Raw genomic sequence first — 16,246 nt, 5'->3', positions numbered from 1 at the left:
TTGGACCCCGCCGCCGTGGCTTCGACCACTCCTCTGCTCCACGGCAAGACCGTCATGATCACCGGTGCGTCCAGCGGCATCGGCGCCGCCGCCGCCCACGCCTTCGCCGCCGAGGGCGCGGCGGTGGTCCTCATGGCCAGGCGCGAGGACAGGCTCGAACACCACGCCCGGCTCATCCGGGAGAGCGGCGGCGCGGCGCTCTGCGTGGCGGGGGACGTCACCGAAGGCGGCGACGTCCAGCGCGCCGTCGACCGGGCCCTGGACAGCTACGGCCGGCTCGACGCGGCCTTCAACAACGCCGGTTGGGCCTCCTCGGGCACCCCCCTGCACAGGACGGACGACTCCGAGTACGACCGGATCATGGACGTCAACGTCCGTGGCGTCTGGAACTGCCTCCGCGCCCAGATCACCGCGATGCTCGACACCGGGACGCGCGGCGCCATCGTGAACACGTCCAGCGTCGCGGGCCTGCGCGCCACCGGCACCGCCGCCCCCTACATCGCCGCCAAGCACGCCGTCCTCGGCCTCACCAGGGCCGCCGCCGACGAGTACGGGCCGCACGGCATCCGCGTCAACGCCCTGGTGGTGGGCAGCACGCACACCGAGCTGATGGACGAGGTCCTCACCCGTACGCCTTCCCTGTACGAGCCGTTCACCAGCCGCGCCATCCAGCGCCGGCTCGCCGACCCCTCCGAGGTGGCCCAGGCCGCGCTGTGGCTCTGCTCGGACCGGTCCTCGTTCACCACCGGCGCCGCGGTCCCGGTGGACGGAGGCTGGACGGCACGGTGAGCCGGCGCCCCGCCCGCGCATCTCAGCACTGAGGACTTCCGCGGCCTCAGCCCTGAGGGCTTCCGCCCGGCAGCAGGGCGGGGGAGCGGCGCGCGGCGACCGGGCCGAGCGCCAGGCACCACAACTGCGTGAGCGCTTCGAGGTCTTCGTGGAGCGAGGCCGAGGCGTGGACCGGCGGAGTGTCGAACCGGGCCAGCATGCACACCACCAGACAGCACAACAGCTCCGCCGTGCAGCTCTCGCCCAGATCACCCCTCCCCTGCGCCGTGTCGGCGAGCCGTTCCACCTCGCCGAGCCAGAGCCGATGCCAGTCGTAGCCCGTGCAGGCGGCGTCCCGGCTCAGCCGTGAGGCCGCCTGCACGGTGATGTCGGAGCGCAGCAGCCGCGCCACCTCGTGGGTGAGGTCGATGACGTTCTGCAGGGGCAGCCGCGAGCGCCCCAGGGCCCGTTCGACGGCCGTACGCGTGACCGCCGCACCCTCCTCGTACACGCCCCGGGCCAGCGTGGGTTTGCACCGGAAGTGGAAGGTGAGCGCCCCCACGGTCACCCCGGCCTGCGAGGCGATGCGCGTCAACGACGTTCCCGCGTACCCGTATCGGGCGAGCTCCGTCGCGGCCGCGAGCAGGACCCGGCGTCGCGTGAGTGCGGCTCGTGTCTGCGGCACGTGGCAGGTCACCGTCCCGTCGATCCGAACAACAGGCATTCCTCCGGAAGTTGAGGATGTCCACCCCACCCTACAGAACATAAAGAACGCTATTTTTGTTATCGTGAGCCGTACCCGAAACCGTGCCTCGCCGCGGCCTCGCGGCGGGCTGTCTTGCTCACGCGCCTGCGTGAGGAAAAGGTGGTGGAGGAATTGAGGGACCTGTTAGAGGCGACGGACCGCGACCTCGATGCCATGTCGGGTGGCGAGTGTCCGGAGGTCCACATGGTGCCGTCGGCCTCCTTGGTGGCCGCCGATTCGCCCCGTCTGGGCGGGTTGAGCCGCGAGCACGTCGAAGTCCTCGCGCAGCGCGACATCGAGCCGGTCCTCGTGCACCGGGACACCCTGCGCGTGGTCGACGGAATGCACCGCCTCCAGGCCGCCCGACTCCGGGGCGAGAAGATGATCCCCGTCCGGTTTCTGGACGGGCCGGCCAGTGAGGTCTTCATCCACTCCGTGGCGGCCAACGTCTCCCACGGCCTGCCCCTGACGCTCAAGGACCGTAAGGCCGCCGCCGGGCGGATCCTGACCTCGCACCCGGATCTGTCGGACCGCGCGATCGCGCGGATCACCGGGCTCTCCCCCAAGACCGTGAGCGCCGTCCGCCGTACGTCGACCGAGGACGTTCCCCGCACGGAGGTACGGGTCGGGGTGGACGGCCGCGCCCGCCCGCTCGACGCCGCCAGGCGCCGGGAGGTGGCCGTCGCCTTCCTCGCCGAACACCCGGGTGCCACGCTCAGCGAAGTCGCCGCGAGCGCGGGGGTGTCGGTCAGCACCGCGTGCGAGATCCGGCAGCGGATCCGACGCGACGAGCAGGCTCCCCCACCGCCACGCCCGGGCGCCGCCCGCGAGACCAAGGGCTGCAACCGGACGGGCCCCGCCGGACCGCCGCCGGGCGACCTGCGGGAGCAGCGCATCGAGACCCTGGCGAAGGACCCCTCCCTCAGGTTCACCGAGTCGGGGCGCGCGTTGCTGCGCTGGCTCAACAAGCGGGCGCCGGATCTTGAAGCCGGGCAGCAGTTGATGGCCGCGGTGCCGGTGCACTGCGCCGTCGCGGTCGCGGACCTGGCCAACTCCTACGCCCGGGAATGGCAGCGCTTCGCCAGCGACCTCGACCGCGCACTGGGCGACATGGTCGAGCACTAGGACGCGTACGAGGGGGCGTACCAGGACACGCCCTGGGACGCGTACCAGGGGGCGTACCAGGACACGCGCCAGGACACGCGCCAGGGCACGCACCAGGCTGCGGGGCTCATCCGGCCATGCAGCCTCACCGGGCGCGCTGCGCGGCCGGCTTCTTGCGACGCCCCCGCTGGCCGCGTCGGCCGCCCGCCCCGCCCGAGCGGCGTCCGTCGAGACCGATCCAGATCCGGACCTCGGTGCCGCCGAGCACCGAGTGCCCGATGGCGACGTCACCGCCGGTGGCCTCCGCCATCTGCCGGACGATGTCCAGGCCGAGGCCGGTCGAGCCGTCGCGGTGGCCGCTGTTGCCGCGGGTCAGCGCGGCGGCCGGGTCGGCGATGCCGGGCCCCGCGTCGGAGACCAGGACGATGACGGCGTCGTCGCCGTTGTGGACGTCCACGGAGAACGCCGTCCCCTCCGGGGTGTGCCGGAAGACGTTGCCGAGCAGCGCGTCGAGCGCGGCCACGAGCTCGGGCCTGGCGACCGGGATGCGTACCGGCCGCTCGATGCCCGCGACCCGTACCTTGCGGCCCTCGTCCTCGGCGAGCGCGGACCAGAAGTCCATCCGGTCCCGTACGACCTCGGAGGCGTCGCAGCCGGCGCCGGGCCCCGTGGCCTGGGTCTGCGGCTTGGCCTCCCGCGCCGTACGGATGATGGTGTCGACCTCGCGTTCCAGCTGCGCGACGGCGGCCCGGGTCTGGTCGGCCGCGGGCCCTGAGCCGAGCGAGGCGGTGTTGAGCCGGAGCACGGTCAGCGGGGTCCGCAGCCGGTGGGAGAGGTCGGCGGCCAGTTCGCGTTCGTTGGCGAGGAGCTGGACGACCTGGTCGGCCATGGAGTTGAAGGCGATCGCGGCCGACTTCAGCTCCGGCGGACCCTCCTCGGGGACCCGCGCGCCGAGCCTGCCCTCGCCCAGGTCGTGGGCGGCGCCCGCGAGCCGCTGCGCGGGCTCGACCATCCGTACGCCGAGCCGGTCGGCGACGGCGACCGAACCGACGATCAGGGCCAGGCCGACACCGGCGAGGACGAGCCAGGCGGTGGCGACGCCGTTGGTGGCCTCGCCCTCGGGGACGAAGAGTTCGACCACGGCGACCTGGCCGGAGGAGAGCGCCGTGGGCTGGAGCAGCACCGAACCGCCCTCCACCTCGGCGATGGTGGCCCGGCCCATTTCCCGGGTGGTCCGCAGGTCCTTCTCGGCGGCCCGGCGGGTGCCGATCTCCAGGTCCTTCTCCGGTCCCTTGCCGCCCGGTTCCACGGCGGCCGGGACATGGACGGCCATCCGGCCCGCGGCGCCGTCCTCGGTGGTGGCCACGGCCCGGTCGAGCTCGTCGCGGTCGGTGGTGATGGCGAGGACGGGCGCGAGCCCGGCGGCCCGCCGCTCGGCGTTGGAGAAGGCCCGGTCGCTCGCCATCTCCTTGACGACGAGCGCGAGCGGCACGGCGAAGGCGACGACGACCATGGCGGTGACGGCGAGCGACACCTTGACGAGTGCCCATCTCACGGCTGCTGCTCCCGGGGCGGTTCGAGCTTCACGCCCACCCCGCGCAAGGTGTGCAGATAGCGGGGACGGGCGGCCGTCTCGCCCAACTTCCGCCGTAGCCATGACAAATGTACGTCAATGGTCTGGTCGTCCCCGTAGGACTGCTGCCACACCTCGGCGAGCAGCTCCTTGCGCGGCACGACCACACCGGGCCGGCCGGCCAGGAAGGCCAGCAGGTCGAACTCGCGCCGGGTCAGGTCGAGCCGGTCCCCGTCGAGCTCCGCCTGCCGGCGCAGCGGGTCGATGGACAGGCCGCCGACCTGGATCACGCGTGAGGGCGGGGCCTCGCCCGCGAGCGCCCGCGAGCGCCGCAGCACGGCGGCCATCCGCGCCGACAGGTGCTCCACGGAGAAGGGCTTGGTGAGGTAGTCGTCCGCGCCGTCGTTGAGCAGCCGGACGATCTCCGCCTCGTCGTCCCGCGCGGTCGCGATGATCACCGGTACGTCAGTGATGCCGCGGAGCATCTTCAGCGCCTCGGACCCGTCCAGATCAGGCAGTCCGAGGTCCAGGATGACCACGTCGAAACGGAAATGGGCGACCTCGCGCAGCGCCTCCAGGGCCGTGCCGACGCTCCGTACGGTGTGGGAGGCCTCGGTCAGATGCCGGATGAGGGCGGAGCGCACGAACTGGTCGTCCTCGACCACGAGCACACTTGCCATGGCCCGCACCGTACGCCATTCGGGGGAACGCGAGGCAAGGTCCACCCTGTGGGACGGCCGTCACCGGGGTGGTGCAGTATGGCCCGGATGCACAGAGGACTTGTTCACGCGATGGCGTGGTCGCTCGCCACGGGCGCGGCGGTCACTCTCTCCTGGTGGGGTGTGCACACGGTACTGGCCGGTACGGTCTACGACCCGCCGCGCGCCCTGCCCATTCCGGCCGGGACCGGCGACGACGAGACACGTGCGTCCTCCACGCGAGACCCGGGACCCTCCGCCTCCGCCACGCCGTCGGCAGGCCCGTCCACCACGCCGCCGTCATCGCCCTCGGCGACCCCCTCGCGCAGGCCCACGACCGCCAAGCCGCCCGCCACGAAGCCGCCGGAGAGCGGCGGGAGCGTGAAGAGCTACGCGGTCGACGGCGGCCGGGTCGCCTTCGACCTCGGCGAGACGTCGGCGGAGCTGGTCTCCGCCACCCCGTCCTCGGGCTGGCAGATGCAGGTGTGGAAGCAACCCACCTGGATCCGGGTCACGTTCACCAAGGACGGGCGCGAGCTGTCGGTCTTCTGCGTGTGGCACGACACGGCGCCCCGGGTGGAGATCGAGGACCGCTGACGGCCCCTACGGCATCTACCGGAAGACGGACGCCGGCGGTACGGGCGAGGGCTTGGCGCTCGCGTCGGTGACCGGGGTCGCGCCGCCGGTGAAGTCGGCGAGCTCCCGGCCGTGTTCGACCCGGCCGGGGTGCGGGTCGGTCGCCACCCGGCGGGTCAGCTCGGCGACGGGCAGCTCCCCGTCGGAGGCGAGGAGGACGGCGTTGCCGAAGCGGCGGCCGCGCAGCACGGTCGGGTCGGCGGTCAGCGCGAGTTCGGGAAACACGGTGGCGGCGGTCGCGATCTGGCCCCGCAGATGGGTCAGCGGCGGTCCGTCCGCGAGGTTCGCCGCGTAGAAACCGCCCGGCCTCAGGGCCCGGCGGACCTCGGTGAGGAACTCCGCGGTGGTCAGGTGCGCGGGGGTCCGTGCCCCACTGAAGACGTCGGCGATGATCAGGTCCGCCCAGCCGTCCTGCACCTTGGCGAGCCCCGCGCGGGCGTCGGTGGAGCGGACCCGGATGCGGGCGGCCGTGTCGAGGGGCAGCTCACGGCGGACGAGCTGGACCAGCGAACCGTCGAGCTCCACGATCTGCTGGGTGGAGCGGGGCCGGGTCGCGGCGATGTAGCGGGCGAGCGTGAAGGCCCCGCCGCCAAGGTGGACGACCTGGAGCGGCCGGTTGGGCGGGGCGGCGAGATCGGCGATGTGGCCGAGGCGTCGCTGGTACTCGAAGGAGAGGTGGGCCGGGTCGTCGAGGTCGACGTGCGACTGCGGGGCGCCGTCGATGAGCAGCGTCCAGCCGCGGGGCCGCTCCCGGTCGGGTATGAGCTCCGCGAGCCCGCCGTCGACGGTCTCGACGACGGCGACGGCCGCCGCCGCCCGTTCACGCTGTCTGTTCCTGGCCACGTGCCCCATTATCGGCATGCGTGCCAGCTCCCCGCCCGACGAGGCCCGGGGCGCCGGATCACGGCCTCCAGGGAGGGTTCCTGTTCCGCCCGCGCGGAGGCTCCGGACGCGACCTAGCGACAGCCGTCGGCCGCCTCGATCAGGCGGGCCGCCTGGCCGAGGGCCTCGCGGAGCACGGCCGGGTCGGTGACCTCGCCGGTGTCGCCGGGCGGCAGGAGCCAGCCGGCCGGGCGCGGCGCGTCACCGGCGGGCTCGGGGAGCTCCGGCAGCTCGGGGATCCGCAGGCCACGGCCCGAGGTCCGGGTACACGCGCTGCCGGGCATGTCCCAGGCCGCCGCCGTGCCGGGCGGCACCAGGAAGCCGAGGGTGTCGCAGGCGCCGTCGTGCAGCACGGGGCCGACGACCGGGGTCCCGCCGCGACGGAGGATGTCGACGGCTTCCAGGCCCTGGCGGACCGGCACGGTCACCAGGTCGCAGGGTTCGGCGTGCGGGGCACCGGCGTGCGGGGCGCTGGCGTCCGGGGTGGGTGGGTGCAGTGCGGTCGACTGCGATCCGATCTCCAACATGTGACCCCTCCTCGCTCCTGAGAAGACACGTTCCGTCTCTCCGCATGGTTCAACGCCCGTACGCGTCAACGGCTACGGCGGCACGCCGCCGCAAAGGATGGCAGTTCATGGCAGATCGCGAGCGAGATATCCGATTTATGGCAAAACCCTGCGTAGGCGACCGATCACAGCAGGTACGTTTTGCCCCGCCGGAACACCGGCAGCACAGGAGAGGGCTCGGCCATGGCGGTGTCAGGGGCAGTTCCCAATCTCGCCTTCCGCCGGCTCCGCGGACAGCACTCGCCGGCGGAGTTCGCCGCGACGGTCCGACGGGCGGCGCGGGAGATCGGCGAGCAGGTCGCGTGCGACGCCCGCTACATCGGGCGCGTGGAGGCGGGTGAGATCCGCTGTCCCAACTACGCGTACGAGCGGGTGTTCCTGCACATGTTCCCCGGCCTCTCCCTGGCGGACCTGGGCTTCTCGGCTCGGGAGGCGGTACGCGGCAGACGGCCGGCCGTCCCGGCCGGGGCACCGCCCGCACCCGCCATCACCACCCGGAACGATGAGGAGAGCGACGTGCTGCGTCGCGCATTCATGACGAGCGGAACCGCCACCGTGGCGGCCGTCTCGCTGGGACTCGGCGGCACGGCCGTCGCGATCCCCGCCCCTCGCGGGGCCCACAGGATCGGCGAGGCCGAGGTCCGCGCCGTCGAGGACGCCGTACGGCAGATCCGGCTGCTCGACGACCGGCACGGCGCCGAGGGCCTGTACAAGGCCGCCGCCCAGCCGCTGCGCGCGGCGTACGCCCTGCTCGACGCGGGTACGACGGCCCGCCGCTCCACCGAGGACCGGCTGCACGCGGGCGCGGGCGAGCTCGCGATCTCCGTGGGCTGGCTGGCCCACGACTCGGGCCGCTTCGACGACGCCCGCTCGCACTACGCGGAGGCCCTGGCCACCGCGCGCGTGGCGGGCGATCCCGCCCTGGAGGCCCACGCGTTCTGCAACACGTCGTTCCTGGCCAGGGACGCGGGACGGTACCGGGAGGCGGTCCGGGCCGCGCAGGCCGGGCTGCGGGCGGCACAGCCGCTGGCCTCCGCCCGGCTGCTCTCCCTGCTCTCCCTGCGGGAGGCGGGGGCCTGGGCCGGACTCGGCGACCGGTCCGCCTGCGAGCAGGCCCTCGGCCGCGCCCACGGCCACTTCGCCAAGGGGCAGAGCGACGGGGACCCGGAGTGGATGTCGTTCTTCGGGGAGCCGGAGCTGGAGGCGCTGGAGGCGCACTGCTGGTCGGCGCTCGGCGACTGGGGCCGGGCGGCCCGCCACGCCCACCGCGCGGCGGTCCTCCAGAACCCCCACTTCGCCCGTAACCTCGCCCTCTACCGCGCCCAGCTGGCGAGCAACCTGGCCCACGCGGGCCGCAGGGACGAGGCGTCGGCGGAGGCCCGGCGCGTGGTGGACTCCCTGGGCGACGTCCAGTCCTCCCGCATCCGCCGCATCCTGACGGAGACCAGCCAGGTCCTTGCGACGATCCGCTGAGGGCGCCGGTCCACCGGACGGGCGGACCCGGGCGGCGCGGCTACTCCATGTGGCCCGTGTCGTTCCAGCGCTCCACGGCCGGCTTGCCGTAGGCCCAGCCGAGGATCGACAGGCTCGTGGGGTCGAGGCGGATCCGGGCGCCGAAGGAGATGTCCTCACCCAGCCAGCGCGCGCCGAGCGTACGCAGGATGTGCCCGTGCGCGAAGACCAGGACGTCCCGGTCCTCCGACCGCGCCCACTCCACGACCTCGTCGGCCCGCGCCGAGACCTGCGCCAGGGACTCCCCCTCCGGCACGGCGTCGTCCCACAGCAGCCAGCCGGGCTGACGCTCCTGGATCTGCGCCGGGGTGAGACCTTCGTACGCCCCGTAGTCCCACTCCATCAACGCGTCCCAGTCCTGGGCCCGCTCGCCGAAGCCCGCGAGGTCGCAGGTCTCCCGGGCGCGTACCAGCGGACTCGTACGGACCTCCACGTTCGGCAGGCCGTTCCACACCCCCCGGTGCAGCCGCTCGCCGAGCAGCTTCGCGCCGCGTCGGCCCTCTTCGAGAAGCGGGATGTCCGTCCTGCCGGTGTGGCGGCCGAGCAGCGACCATTCGGTCTGGCCGTGCCGGGCGAGCAGGATGCGGGGTGCCATGAAGGCTCCTGGGTGGTCGACGGGGCTATGTCACGGGTGTACCTCCATCATCTCCCACCTGAATTCCCGGCGACGGGCGGGCGCCCCCTGACCAGCGGGTCGGGGGAACCGCGGTCGGATGTCAGTGGCGGATGGGAGACTTCCGCGGGTGAGCGAATCCCTCGACGGCGGAGCGCCCCTCCCTCCGCAGACGACACGGCAGCCGCGAGTGTGGGGGCGGCTCGCCGAGCTGCGCGGGCCGACCGTGGTGCCGCATCCGCTGGACGCGCGGGCCCTGGCGGCGCTGGCCGCCAACCCCGGCTGCCGGCGGCGCGCGCTGCTCGACGGCGCGGGGGTGGACAAGACCGCGCTCGCGGCGAAGCTCGGTTCACCGGCCGCGTTCGGGCAGTCGCAGTTCGCGTTCATGCGGGGCAACGCCTTCGAGGCGAAGGTCAAGGCGGACGGCGGGCGCGAGCTGCTGCGGCTGCTCGGCATCGAGGAGCCCGGCGAGGTCCGGCTCCCGGACCTCGCGGCTGCCGGGCCCGAGGGCCGCGCCGCCCGCACGGCCCTGGCGCTGCGCGAGGCGACCGCCGCCGGAGCGTGGGCGCTGCTCGACCACCCGATGCTGGCCCTTGAGGTGGCGGGCTCCCCCGCCTACCTGGAGCCCGACGCGGTCGTGGTGCACCCCGACGGCCGGTGGACGGTCGTGGAGATCAAGTCCTTCCCCATGATCGACGGTTCGGCGGACGCGTCCAAGGTCGGCGCCGCGGCCCGCCAGTCGGCGGTGTACGTCCTCGCCCTGGAGCGGGTCGCGGCGCTGACCGAAGGCGCCGAGGTGGCTCACCACGTGCTCCTCGTCTGCCCGAAGGACTTCTCCAACCTGCCGACCGCCTCCGTCGTCGACGTGCGCAAGCAGCTGTCGGTGACCCGCCGTCAGCTGACCCGGCTCACCCGCGTCGAGGACATCGCGGCCGCGCTGCCGGAGGGCGTCACGTTCGACGTGGAGAGCTGCTCGGCGGAGGAGCTGACGACGGCGGTGGAGTCCGTCCCGCACGCGTACGCGCCGGAGTGCCTGGCCGCCTGCGAGCTGGCCTTCCACTGCCGCGGCCGGGCCCGGGACGCGGGCGCGGTGGAGACCCTGGGCCGTTCGGTACGGGGGGAGTTGGGCGCCCTGACGACCGTCGGCGCGGTCCTGGCGGCGGCCCGCGGCGAGGAGGGCGACGCGGACGACCCGACGGTCGAGGCCCTGCGCAGGGCGCGGGCGCTGCGTGACGAGGCGCTGGCGACGGTGCCGGCGCGGACCCCGAGGGCGGTTGTCGAATGCGCGTGCTGAGCGCGAGCCGGGCGGACGGTACCGCACGAGGAGGCTCCCCATGTCGTTGATCTCCACCCTCGCCCGCCTCGAGGCCGTCGAGTCCGGGCGCGCCCAGCCGCTGGCCACGGTCCGGCACCGGCATGTGTCGGAGCGGCCGCTCGTCCTCGTACCGCTGACGACGGCCGGAGAGGCGGGTGCGCCGCTCGGCGCGCTCGTCGGGACGGACCGCGAGGAGCCCCGGCTGCTCGTCGTGGCGCAGCCGCGCGACCGGGACCTGCGGTTCGCGTTCCTGGCGGACCTGGCCGAGGAAGTCCTGCCGTACATCGACGCGTTCACCGATGTCGTCGAGGCGGCCGAGCGCAACGAGACGGACCCGGAGACCGGGAAGAAGGTCAAGGTCGAGGTCGAACTCTGCGCGGACGCACCGCAGTTGATCGTGCCGGGCCGGGCGGGCATCGAGTACGTACGGCTCCTGGGGCGTTCGATGCGGTTCCGGCGGACGGCGGAGCAGGACCCGGAGACGCCGTTCCCGGCGCCGCCGCGCGTACCGCTGCTCGGCCGCTGGCTGACGCACCTCGGCGAGCGGGCCCGCGTACCGGGCTCGTCGCTGCTGCTCTCGGCGACGGACCTGCTGAACCGGCACTGGGCGACGGGCCAGTCCTCCCTGGAGGACCAGCATCTCGGCGCGCTCCTGGCCTGGATCGACGCCGGTGAGGGTGAGTCCGGGGCCGAGGCGGCCCTGCGCGCCGAGCTGGGCCGGGACCGTTGGGGGCAGCTGCTCTGCCCGCCCGCCGGTCCCGCGACCGACCCGGCCTTCGACAACCGGCTGCTCGCGCCCGCGATCGAGCGCTTCGACCGGGCCCGGCAGGCACTGGCCTCGGCCGAGGACGGCGAGACGGCAGACGAACGCCTGGCCGAACTGCACCGCGCCGAGCGGGAGATCCGCCGGCTGATCGTCTCCCAGCTGAAGCCGACCTGGGACGCGGTCTGGCGCGCGCTCGACCTGCTGCGGGAGCTGCCGGAGGGCGCGCGGGTGGCGGACCGGTGGACCCGCGACCGCTGGTCGTTCACCGGCCACCGCGACCGCGTGGTCGCAGGTGAGCCGCCGCAGCCCCGCCGCGACGACGCGGTGGCGGCGGCGCAGAAGCTCGCCACGCGGGAGGCGGCGCAGGGCCAGCTGGAGGCGCAGGAGGCCCTGGACGATCCGCTGGTGCTCGCCGGGCGGCGGCTCGCGGGCGAGGCGTTCGTCGCGGAGGTGGTGGAGGTGACGATGGCCTGGTCGGAGTCGAAGCGCCCCTCGCCGCGCCCGCTCCTCACGGTCCGCACGGACGACCGTCCGCACCTGGGCGCGGGGGTCAAGACGTACCGCTCGCTCGAAGGCAAGCCGCAGACGGCCGAGTTCGTACGGTACGAGGAGGACGGCTCGCTCGTGCTGCGGATCACCGACCGGATGGGCCGGTCGAAGGAGCCGGCCGAGGGGTCGGTCCCTGAGAAGGGCGAGCGGATCTCCTGGACGCTCTTCGAGCACGACCAGCGGGTGGGCGCGAAGCTGCCCGACCCGGAGGAGACGCCCTGGACGCACGGCGGCCCGCCGCGCTCCGACGCCGCCGAACTGCCCGACGCCGTGACGCCTGAGGACCTGCTGTGAGCCCCGTGACTCCCGATGTCTTCGACCCTTCGGCGGAGGCCGCGAAGGCCACCGCCGGCATCCTGGCCGACACCCTGCACGGGAACGCCCGTGGCGTGGTCGTGGACTCCCCGCCGGGCGCGGGCAAGTCGACGCTCGTGGTCCGCGCCGCACTGGAACTCGCGGACGCGGGGCGCCCGTTGATGGTGGTGGCCCAGACGAACGCCCAGGTGGACGACCTGGTCCTGCGGCTCGCGGAGAAGCAGCCGGACCTGCCGGTGGGGCGACTGCACTCGAACGACAGCGATCCGTACGACAAGGCGCTCGACGACCTGGAGAACGTACGGAAGTCGTCGAAGGCGGGCGACCTGGCAGGCCTTCCCGTGACGATCTCGACGGCGGCGAAGTGGGCGCACGTGAAGAACGTCGAGCCGTGGGCGCACGCGATCGTGGACGAGGCGTACCAGATGCGCTCGGACGCGCTGCTCGCGGTGGCGGGGCTCTTCGAGCGGGCGCTGTTCGTGGGCGACCCGGGGCAGTTGGACCCGTTCTCGGTGGTCGGCGCGGAGCAGTGGGCGGGCCTGTCGTACGACCCGTCGGCGAGCGCGGTCTCGACCCTGCTCGCGCACAACCCGGAGCTGCCGCAGCACCGGCTGCCGGTGTCCTGGCGGCTGCCGGCGTCGGCGGCGCCGCTGGTGTCCGACGCGTTCTATCCGTACACGCGGTTCCGCAGCGGTACGGACCACGGTGACCGGCGCCTGACGTTCGGGGTGCCGTCGGACGGCTCGGGCCCCGACCGGGTCCTGGACGAGGCCGCCGAGTCGGGCTGGGGCCTCCTTGAGCTCCCGGCCCGGCACACCCCGCGCACGGACCCCGAGGCGGTCGGGGCGGTGGCGCTCGTGGTCCGCCGCCTCCTGGACCGGGGCGGCGCGGCGGTGAGCGAGCGGGGCCCCGACCCGGTACCGCTGACCCCCGACCGGGTCGCCGTCGGCACGGCCCACCGCGACCAGGCGGCGGCGGTCCGCGCGGCGCTCGCGGAGCTGGGCGTCACGGGCGTGACCGTGGACACGGCGAACCGCCTCCAGGGCCGCGAGTACGACGTGACGGTCGTCCTCCACCCCCTGTCCGGCCGCCCGGACGCCACGGCCTTCCACCTGGAGACGGGCCGCCTCTGCGTCCTGGCCTCCCGCCACCGCCACGCCTGCATCGTCGTCTGCCGAGCGGGCGTCGCCGACCTCCTGGACGACCACCCCTCGACGGAACCGGTCCAACTCGGCGTCACGGTCAAATTCCCGGACGGCTGGGAAGCGAACCACGCGGTCCTCTCCCACCTCTCCGAACACCGCGTGCCCTGGCAGCCCTGAGACCAGGGGCTTCGGGGGGTGGGGGCGCGTCGGGGTGCGGTCCGCGCCCCGCCCTCTTGCGCGGCGCGGGACAATGGAAGTCGGCCCGGGAGTCCGGGCCGTGTGTGTGCGAGGAGGAGAAGGACCATGGCGGAATCCGCGGAGCGGAACCAGCAACGGCGGCTCCGGCCCGCACCGCTGATCTTCGAGCCCGCCGAGGCGACCTCGGATCCGGAGCATTTCTTCGACCTGGAGTCGATCGACGACCCGCGCGAGCTGCTGGCGCGCGCGACCGAGCTGACGCTCGCGTTCCGCGCGGCGACGGACCGGGCGATCGAGTTCCAGGCGATGGCGGCGGCCCAGCTGGCCGACCCGCGCCGCTTCGACCGCCTGACGGCGGCGGATGTCGCCGAGCGCGCGGAGTGGACCGAGGACTACGCCCGCCGCATGATCGACTTCGGTCACGACCTGCTGCGTTCGGCAGGCACCCAGACGGACGACTGACGGGTCACTCACAGATCGCGGCGCTCGGGCGGCGAACGACCGTCTGGCATATGCCGGGGCGAAAGATACTCCCCCCGCACCCGCCCTGTCCGGGTTTCCCGCAACTCTGGGAAACAACTCGGTCACTGCCGGTAGATCTTTCCTCATGAGCGGATGGCTACGAGACGAGATCCCCCTGAGCCCGGCCCAGAGCGACACCGACGAGCGGCGGAGCGAGCGGCACGACATCTTCCGGTTCCTGCGGGACCCCGACGACGGGCGCCATCACTCCGCCCACGTCACCGCCGCCGGCGCCGACTGGCTCGCCTCCGCCGCCTCGTTCCCGCACTCCACGCTCGCGCTCTGGGACGCCAGGCCCGCCGCCCCCGCCGTACTCCCCTGCGGGACGGTCTTCGACGTCGTGAACGTGGACACGATCTTCGGGCGCCGGATGCTCGACCGGCTCTGGGCGGAGGGCCCCGGCTCCGGGCCCGTCGCCGTCCACCGGGGCCGGATGCTGCTCTTCGCCGCGCCCGGCACCGCCCAGCGGTTACCGGCCCTGCTGCACTGGGAGGAGTGGGGCGACGCCGTCCCGCCGCCGCTCTGCCACGGCCTCGGGGACGCCGTGACGATCCCCCCGCTCACCCCCGGCCGGCCCACCGCCCCCCGCTGGGTCGTCGCCCCCGACACCCGACACCCCTGGCTGCCCGGGCCCGAGATCATGCTCTGGGCCTGTGTCCGGGCGGTCCGCGCGGCCTCCGCCGCCGACGTGCGGATATCGATTTTTCCTGGCGCCGATCAGGATGCTAAGGTCTACGACGTCAGCAGGCGCCGCTAGCTCAGTTGGTTAGAGCAGCTGACTCTTAATCAGCGGGTCCGGGGTTCGAGTCCCTGGCGGCGCACAGACGGAGAAAGCCCCTCGCGGAAGCGGGGGGCTTTCTCGTTGCCGCGCGTCCTTCATGACGCCGCATCCCTCACGACGACGCGGGCGGCACCGTCACCTTCACCGTCCACGCCCCCGCCCGTGTCCGGTCCGCGACCTCCACCCGCGTCCCCTCCCCCGGCACCGTGAACGTCTCGCCCACCCCCAGCGGCGCGTCCGCCAGCGGCGGGTACACCGACCGGTCCCAGCAGGCCTCGCTCCGCGGATGGGTGTCCACGACCTCGATCGGGCCGTCCCCTGACGCCGCCTCGTTCCGTACGCGGTAGATCAGCACACCCTCCTTGCAGGTGTACTGGTCGTTGCCGGTGGCGCCCCGCGCCTCGATCGCGAGCGCCGTGCCCACGCCCGTACGGACGACGGCGAGCCGGTTGCCGACCGAGCCGCCGGCCACCGGCGACGCCGCCAGCGGCTCCAGGCTGAACAGGCGGCTGCCCGGCCCCTGGACACAGGTCACCTGGCGCCGGTCCAGCCAGCCCAGCTTCCACTTGTGCCAGCCGAAGGGCTCCGGCGCGAGACCGAACTGGCTGCCCATGACGTCCCAGTCCCCCACATGGGTGTCCCAGTCGCCCTTTCCGTCCATGGGCCGGTGGTAGAGGTCCGGCAGGTCGAAGACGTGCCCGGTCTCGTGCGCGAGGACGTTGCGGTCCGGCGGGTGCCGCTCGAAGACGGTGACGACCCGCTTGATGTCCTTGCCGTCCACCGTGAGCGGCTGCTCCAGGTTCACCACCTTGGTGGCGTCGGAGTCCACCCCCGGCGCGTCGGGGTCGGCGACCAGGTAGACGATGTCGTACCGCGCGAAGTCGACATCGCCGTCCGCCGCCGCCAGCGCGTCGCGCAGGTACGCCGTCCGCTTCGACGCGTCCCAGTCACGCCGTATCGCGTACGCCGTCGACGCCTTCGGCATCGTGGTCCACACCGGCCTGGTGTCGGCGCGCAGCGCGAAGCGGCCGTACGAGGCGCGCCGGAAGAAGTCGCTCGTGCCGGGGAAGTGGTCGGCGGCCAGCTCCTCGGGCGTGGTCAGCGGTTCGGAGTCGGGGAACGACAGGAAGATCATGACCGCGTCGAGGGAGCGGGCGGGCTTCGGGTACGCGCCGTTCCAGGTGTCGAGGCCGAGCGAGTGGTGTGCGGCGGTACGGGGCAGGGCGCACGGACCGGCCGTCGGCGCGCCCACGGCGGGGCCCGCCACGAGCCCGGTCGCGGCGAGCGCCACGAGGGAGGTGAAGGCCGCGGCGGAGGCACGAAGCCGTGCGCGTTCCACTCCCCCGGGTGGCTGCTGACCCCTCACGTGGACCTCCGGCTGCGGAATGCGGGACACCTCAACCACCTTGTGATGGTTTGCGGTGTTTCGCACTTTTCCGCTGCCCCAGTCGGGTGAGCGCGCAACACGGGGTCGACGCGACACGCGCCCTCAACGGCTCACGGAACGTCACAATCGGTCAGGCCGCCGCCGTCCCGCGTCAGACCCGCGCAGAAACGA

Annotated in this window: 16 protein-coding genes and 1 tRNA gene; 10 read left to right on the top strand and 7 right to left on the bottom strand. The window is 73.6% G+C overall.

Annotation, left to right across the window (positions count from 1 at the left end; all coding sequences use genetic code 11):
* The first annotated feature begins 15 nt into the window (after positions 1–15).
* On the top strand, positions 16–789 hold the full coding sequence (locus ACGFYP_RS17870; protein WP_393493858.1) for a glucose 1-dehydrogenase: 774 nt from the start codon (positions 16–18) through the stop codon (positions 787–789).
* Positions 790–835: 46 nt separating this feature from the next.
* On the opposite strand, the gene ACGFYP_RS17865 is transcribed toward ACGFYP_RS17870, so the two are convergent.
* Positions 836–1,453: a TetR family transcriptional regulator gene (locus ACGFYP_RS17865; protein WP_393493854.1), complete on the bottom strand. Its 618-nt coding sequence runs from the start codon at positions 1,451–1,453 to the stop codon at positions 836–838.
* 192 nt (positions 1,454–1,645) lie between these two features.
* Between ACGFYP_RS17865 and ACGFYP_RS17860 the strand changes: the two genes are divergently transcribed.
* Positions 1,646–2,638, top strand: a complete 993-nt coding sequence (locus ACGFYP_RS17860) for a transcriptional regulator (protein WP_393493851.1) — start codon at positions 1,646–1,648, stop codon at positions 2,636–2,638.
* A gap of 124 nt (positions 2,639–2,762) precedes the next feature.
* On the opposite strand, the gene ACGFYP_RS17855 is transcribed toward ACGFYP_RS17860, so the two are convergent.
* Positions 2,763–4,172: a sensor histidine kinase gene (locus ACGFYP_RS17855; RefSeq protein ID WP_393493848.1), complete on the bottom strand. Its 1,410-nt coding sequence runs from the start codon at positions 4,170–4,172 to the stop codon at positions 2,763–2,765.
* The gene (locus tag ACGFYP_RS17850; RefSeq protein ID WP_361968008.1) at positions 4,169–4,870 is read right to left on the bottom strand and encodes a response regulator transcription factor; all 702 of its coding nucleotides are present in this window, start codon (positions 4,868–4,870) and stop codon (positions 4,169–4,171) included. The genes ACGFYP_RS17855 and ACGFYP_RS17850 overlap by 4 nt, the downstream gene beginning before the upstream one ends.
* A gap of 78 nt (positions 4,871–4,948) precedes the next feature.
* Here ACGFYP_RS17850 and ACGFYP_RS17845 point away from each other — a divergent pair, with 78 nt between their 5' ends.
* Positions 4,949–5,485, top strand: coding sequence for a hypothetical protein (locus ACGFYP_RS17845; protein ID WP_393493845.1), 537 nt, complete (start codon positions 4,949–4,951; stop codon positions 5,483–5,485).
* A gap of 15 nt (positions 5,486–5,500) precedes the next feature.
* On the opposite strand, the gene ACGFYP_RS17840 is transcribed toward ACGFYP_RS17845, so the two are convergent.
* Together ACGFYP_RS17840 and ACGFYP_RS17835 are read right to left on the bottom strand one after the other, a co-directional pair.
* Positions 5,501–6,376: a spermidine synthase gene (locus ACGFYP_RS17840; protein ID WP_393494344.1), complete on the bottom strand. Its 876-nt coding sequence runs from the start codon at positions 6,374–6,376 to the stop codon at positions 5,501–5,503.
* Positions 6,377–6,480: 104 nt separating this feature from the next.
* Complete coding sequence (locus tag ACGFYP_RS17835; protein WP_393493842.1) at positions 6,481–6,933, bottom strand: hypothetical protein; 453 nt, start codon at positions 6,931–6,933, stop codon at positions 6,481–6,483.
* A gap of 222 nt (positions 6,934–7,155) precedes the next feature.
* On the opposite strand from ACGFYP_RS17835, the gene ACGFYP_RS17830 reads away from it, so the two are divergent.
* Positions 7,156–8,445: a tetratricopeptide repeat protein gene (locus ACGFYP_RS17830; protein ID WP_393493839.1), complete on the top strand. Its 1,290-nt coding sequence runs from the start codon at positions 7,156–7,158 to the stop codon at positions 8,443–8,445.
* A 40-nt stretch (positions 8,446–8,485) separates the two neighbouring features.
* On the opposite strand, the gene ACGFYP_RS17825 is transcribed toward ACGFYP_RS17830, so the two are convergent.
* Positions 8,486–9,079 (bottom strand): histidine phosphatase family protein, encoded by a 594-nt coding sequence (locus tag ACGFYP_RS17825; protein WP_393493836.1) that lies wholly within the window; start codon positions 9,077–9,079, stop codon positions 8,486–8,488.
* Positions 9,080–9,227: 148 nt separating this feature from the next.
* On the opposite strand from ACGFYP_RS17825, the gene ACGFYP_RS17820 reads away from it, so the two are divergent.
* From ACGFYP_RS17820 to ACGFYP_RS17795, 6 genes are all read left to right on the top strand, one after another.
* Positions 9,228–10,391 carry a hypothetical protein gene (locus ACGFYP_RS17820; RefSeq protein ID WP_393493833.1) on the top strand — a complete coding sequence of 388 codons (1,164 nt, stop codon included), beginning with the start codon at positions 9,228–9,230 and terminating at the stop codon, positions 10,389–10,391.
* Positions 10,392–10,431: 40 nt separating this feature from the next.
* Entirely contained in the window at positions 10,432–12,021 is a 1,590-nt protein-coding gene (locus tag ACGFYP_RS17815; RefSeq protein WP_393493831.1) for a hypothetical protein, read from the top strand.
* 5 nt (positions 12,022–12,026) lie between these two features.
* Positions 12,027–13,364 carry an AAA family ATPase gene (locus ACGFYP_RS17810; RefSeq protein ID WP_393494341.1) on the top strand — a complete coding sequence of 446 codons (1,338 nt, stop codon included), beginning with the start codon at positions 12,027–12,029 and terminating at the stop codon, positions 13,362–13,364.
* Between the two features lie 126 nt (positions 13,365–13,490).
* Positions 13,491–13,847 carry a hypothetical protein gene (locus ACGFYP_RS17805; RefSeq protein ID WP_361967992.1) on the top strand — a complete coding sequence of 119 codons (357 nt, stop codon included), beginning with the start codon at positions 13,491–13,493 and terminating at the stop codon, positions 13,845–13,847.
* 145 nt (positions 13,848–13,992) lie between these two features.
* On the top strand, positions 13,993–14,664 hold the full coding sequence (locus ACGFYP_RS17800; RefSeq protein ID WP_393493828.1) for a bifunctional DNA primase/polymerase: 672 nt from the start codon (positions 13,993–13,995) through the stop codon (positions 14,662–14,664).
* Positions 14,655–14,728, top strand: a tRNA-Lys gene (locus ACGFYP_RS17795). The genes ACGFYP_RS17800 and ACGFYP_RS17795 overlap by 10 nt, the downstream gene beginning before the upstream one ends.
* A gap of 72 nt (positions 14,729–14,800) precedes the next feature.
* On the opposite strand, the gene ACGFYP_RS17790 is transcribed toward ACGFYP_RS17795, so the two are convergent.
* Positions 14,801–16,084, bottom strand: a complete 1,284-nt coding sequence (locus ACGFYP_RS17790) for a M6 family metalloprotease domain-containing protein (RefSeq protein WP_393493825.1) — start codon at positions 16,082–16,084, stop codon at positions 14,801–14,803.
* Between the last annotated feature and the right edge of the window lie 162 nt (positions 16,085–16,246).

The organism is Streptomyces sp. NPDC048370, from assembly GCF_043200825.1.
Classification (GTDB): Bacteria; Actinomycetota; Actinomycetes; order Streptomycetales; family Streptomycetaceae; genus Streptomyces.
This window is presented reverse-complemented; position numbering and strand designations above follow the sequence as displayed.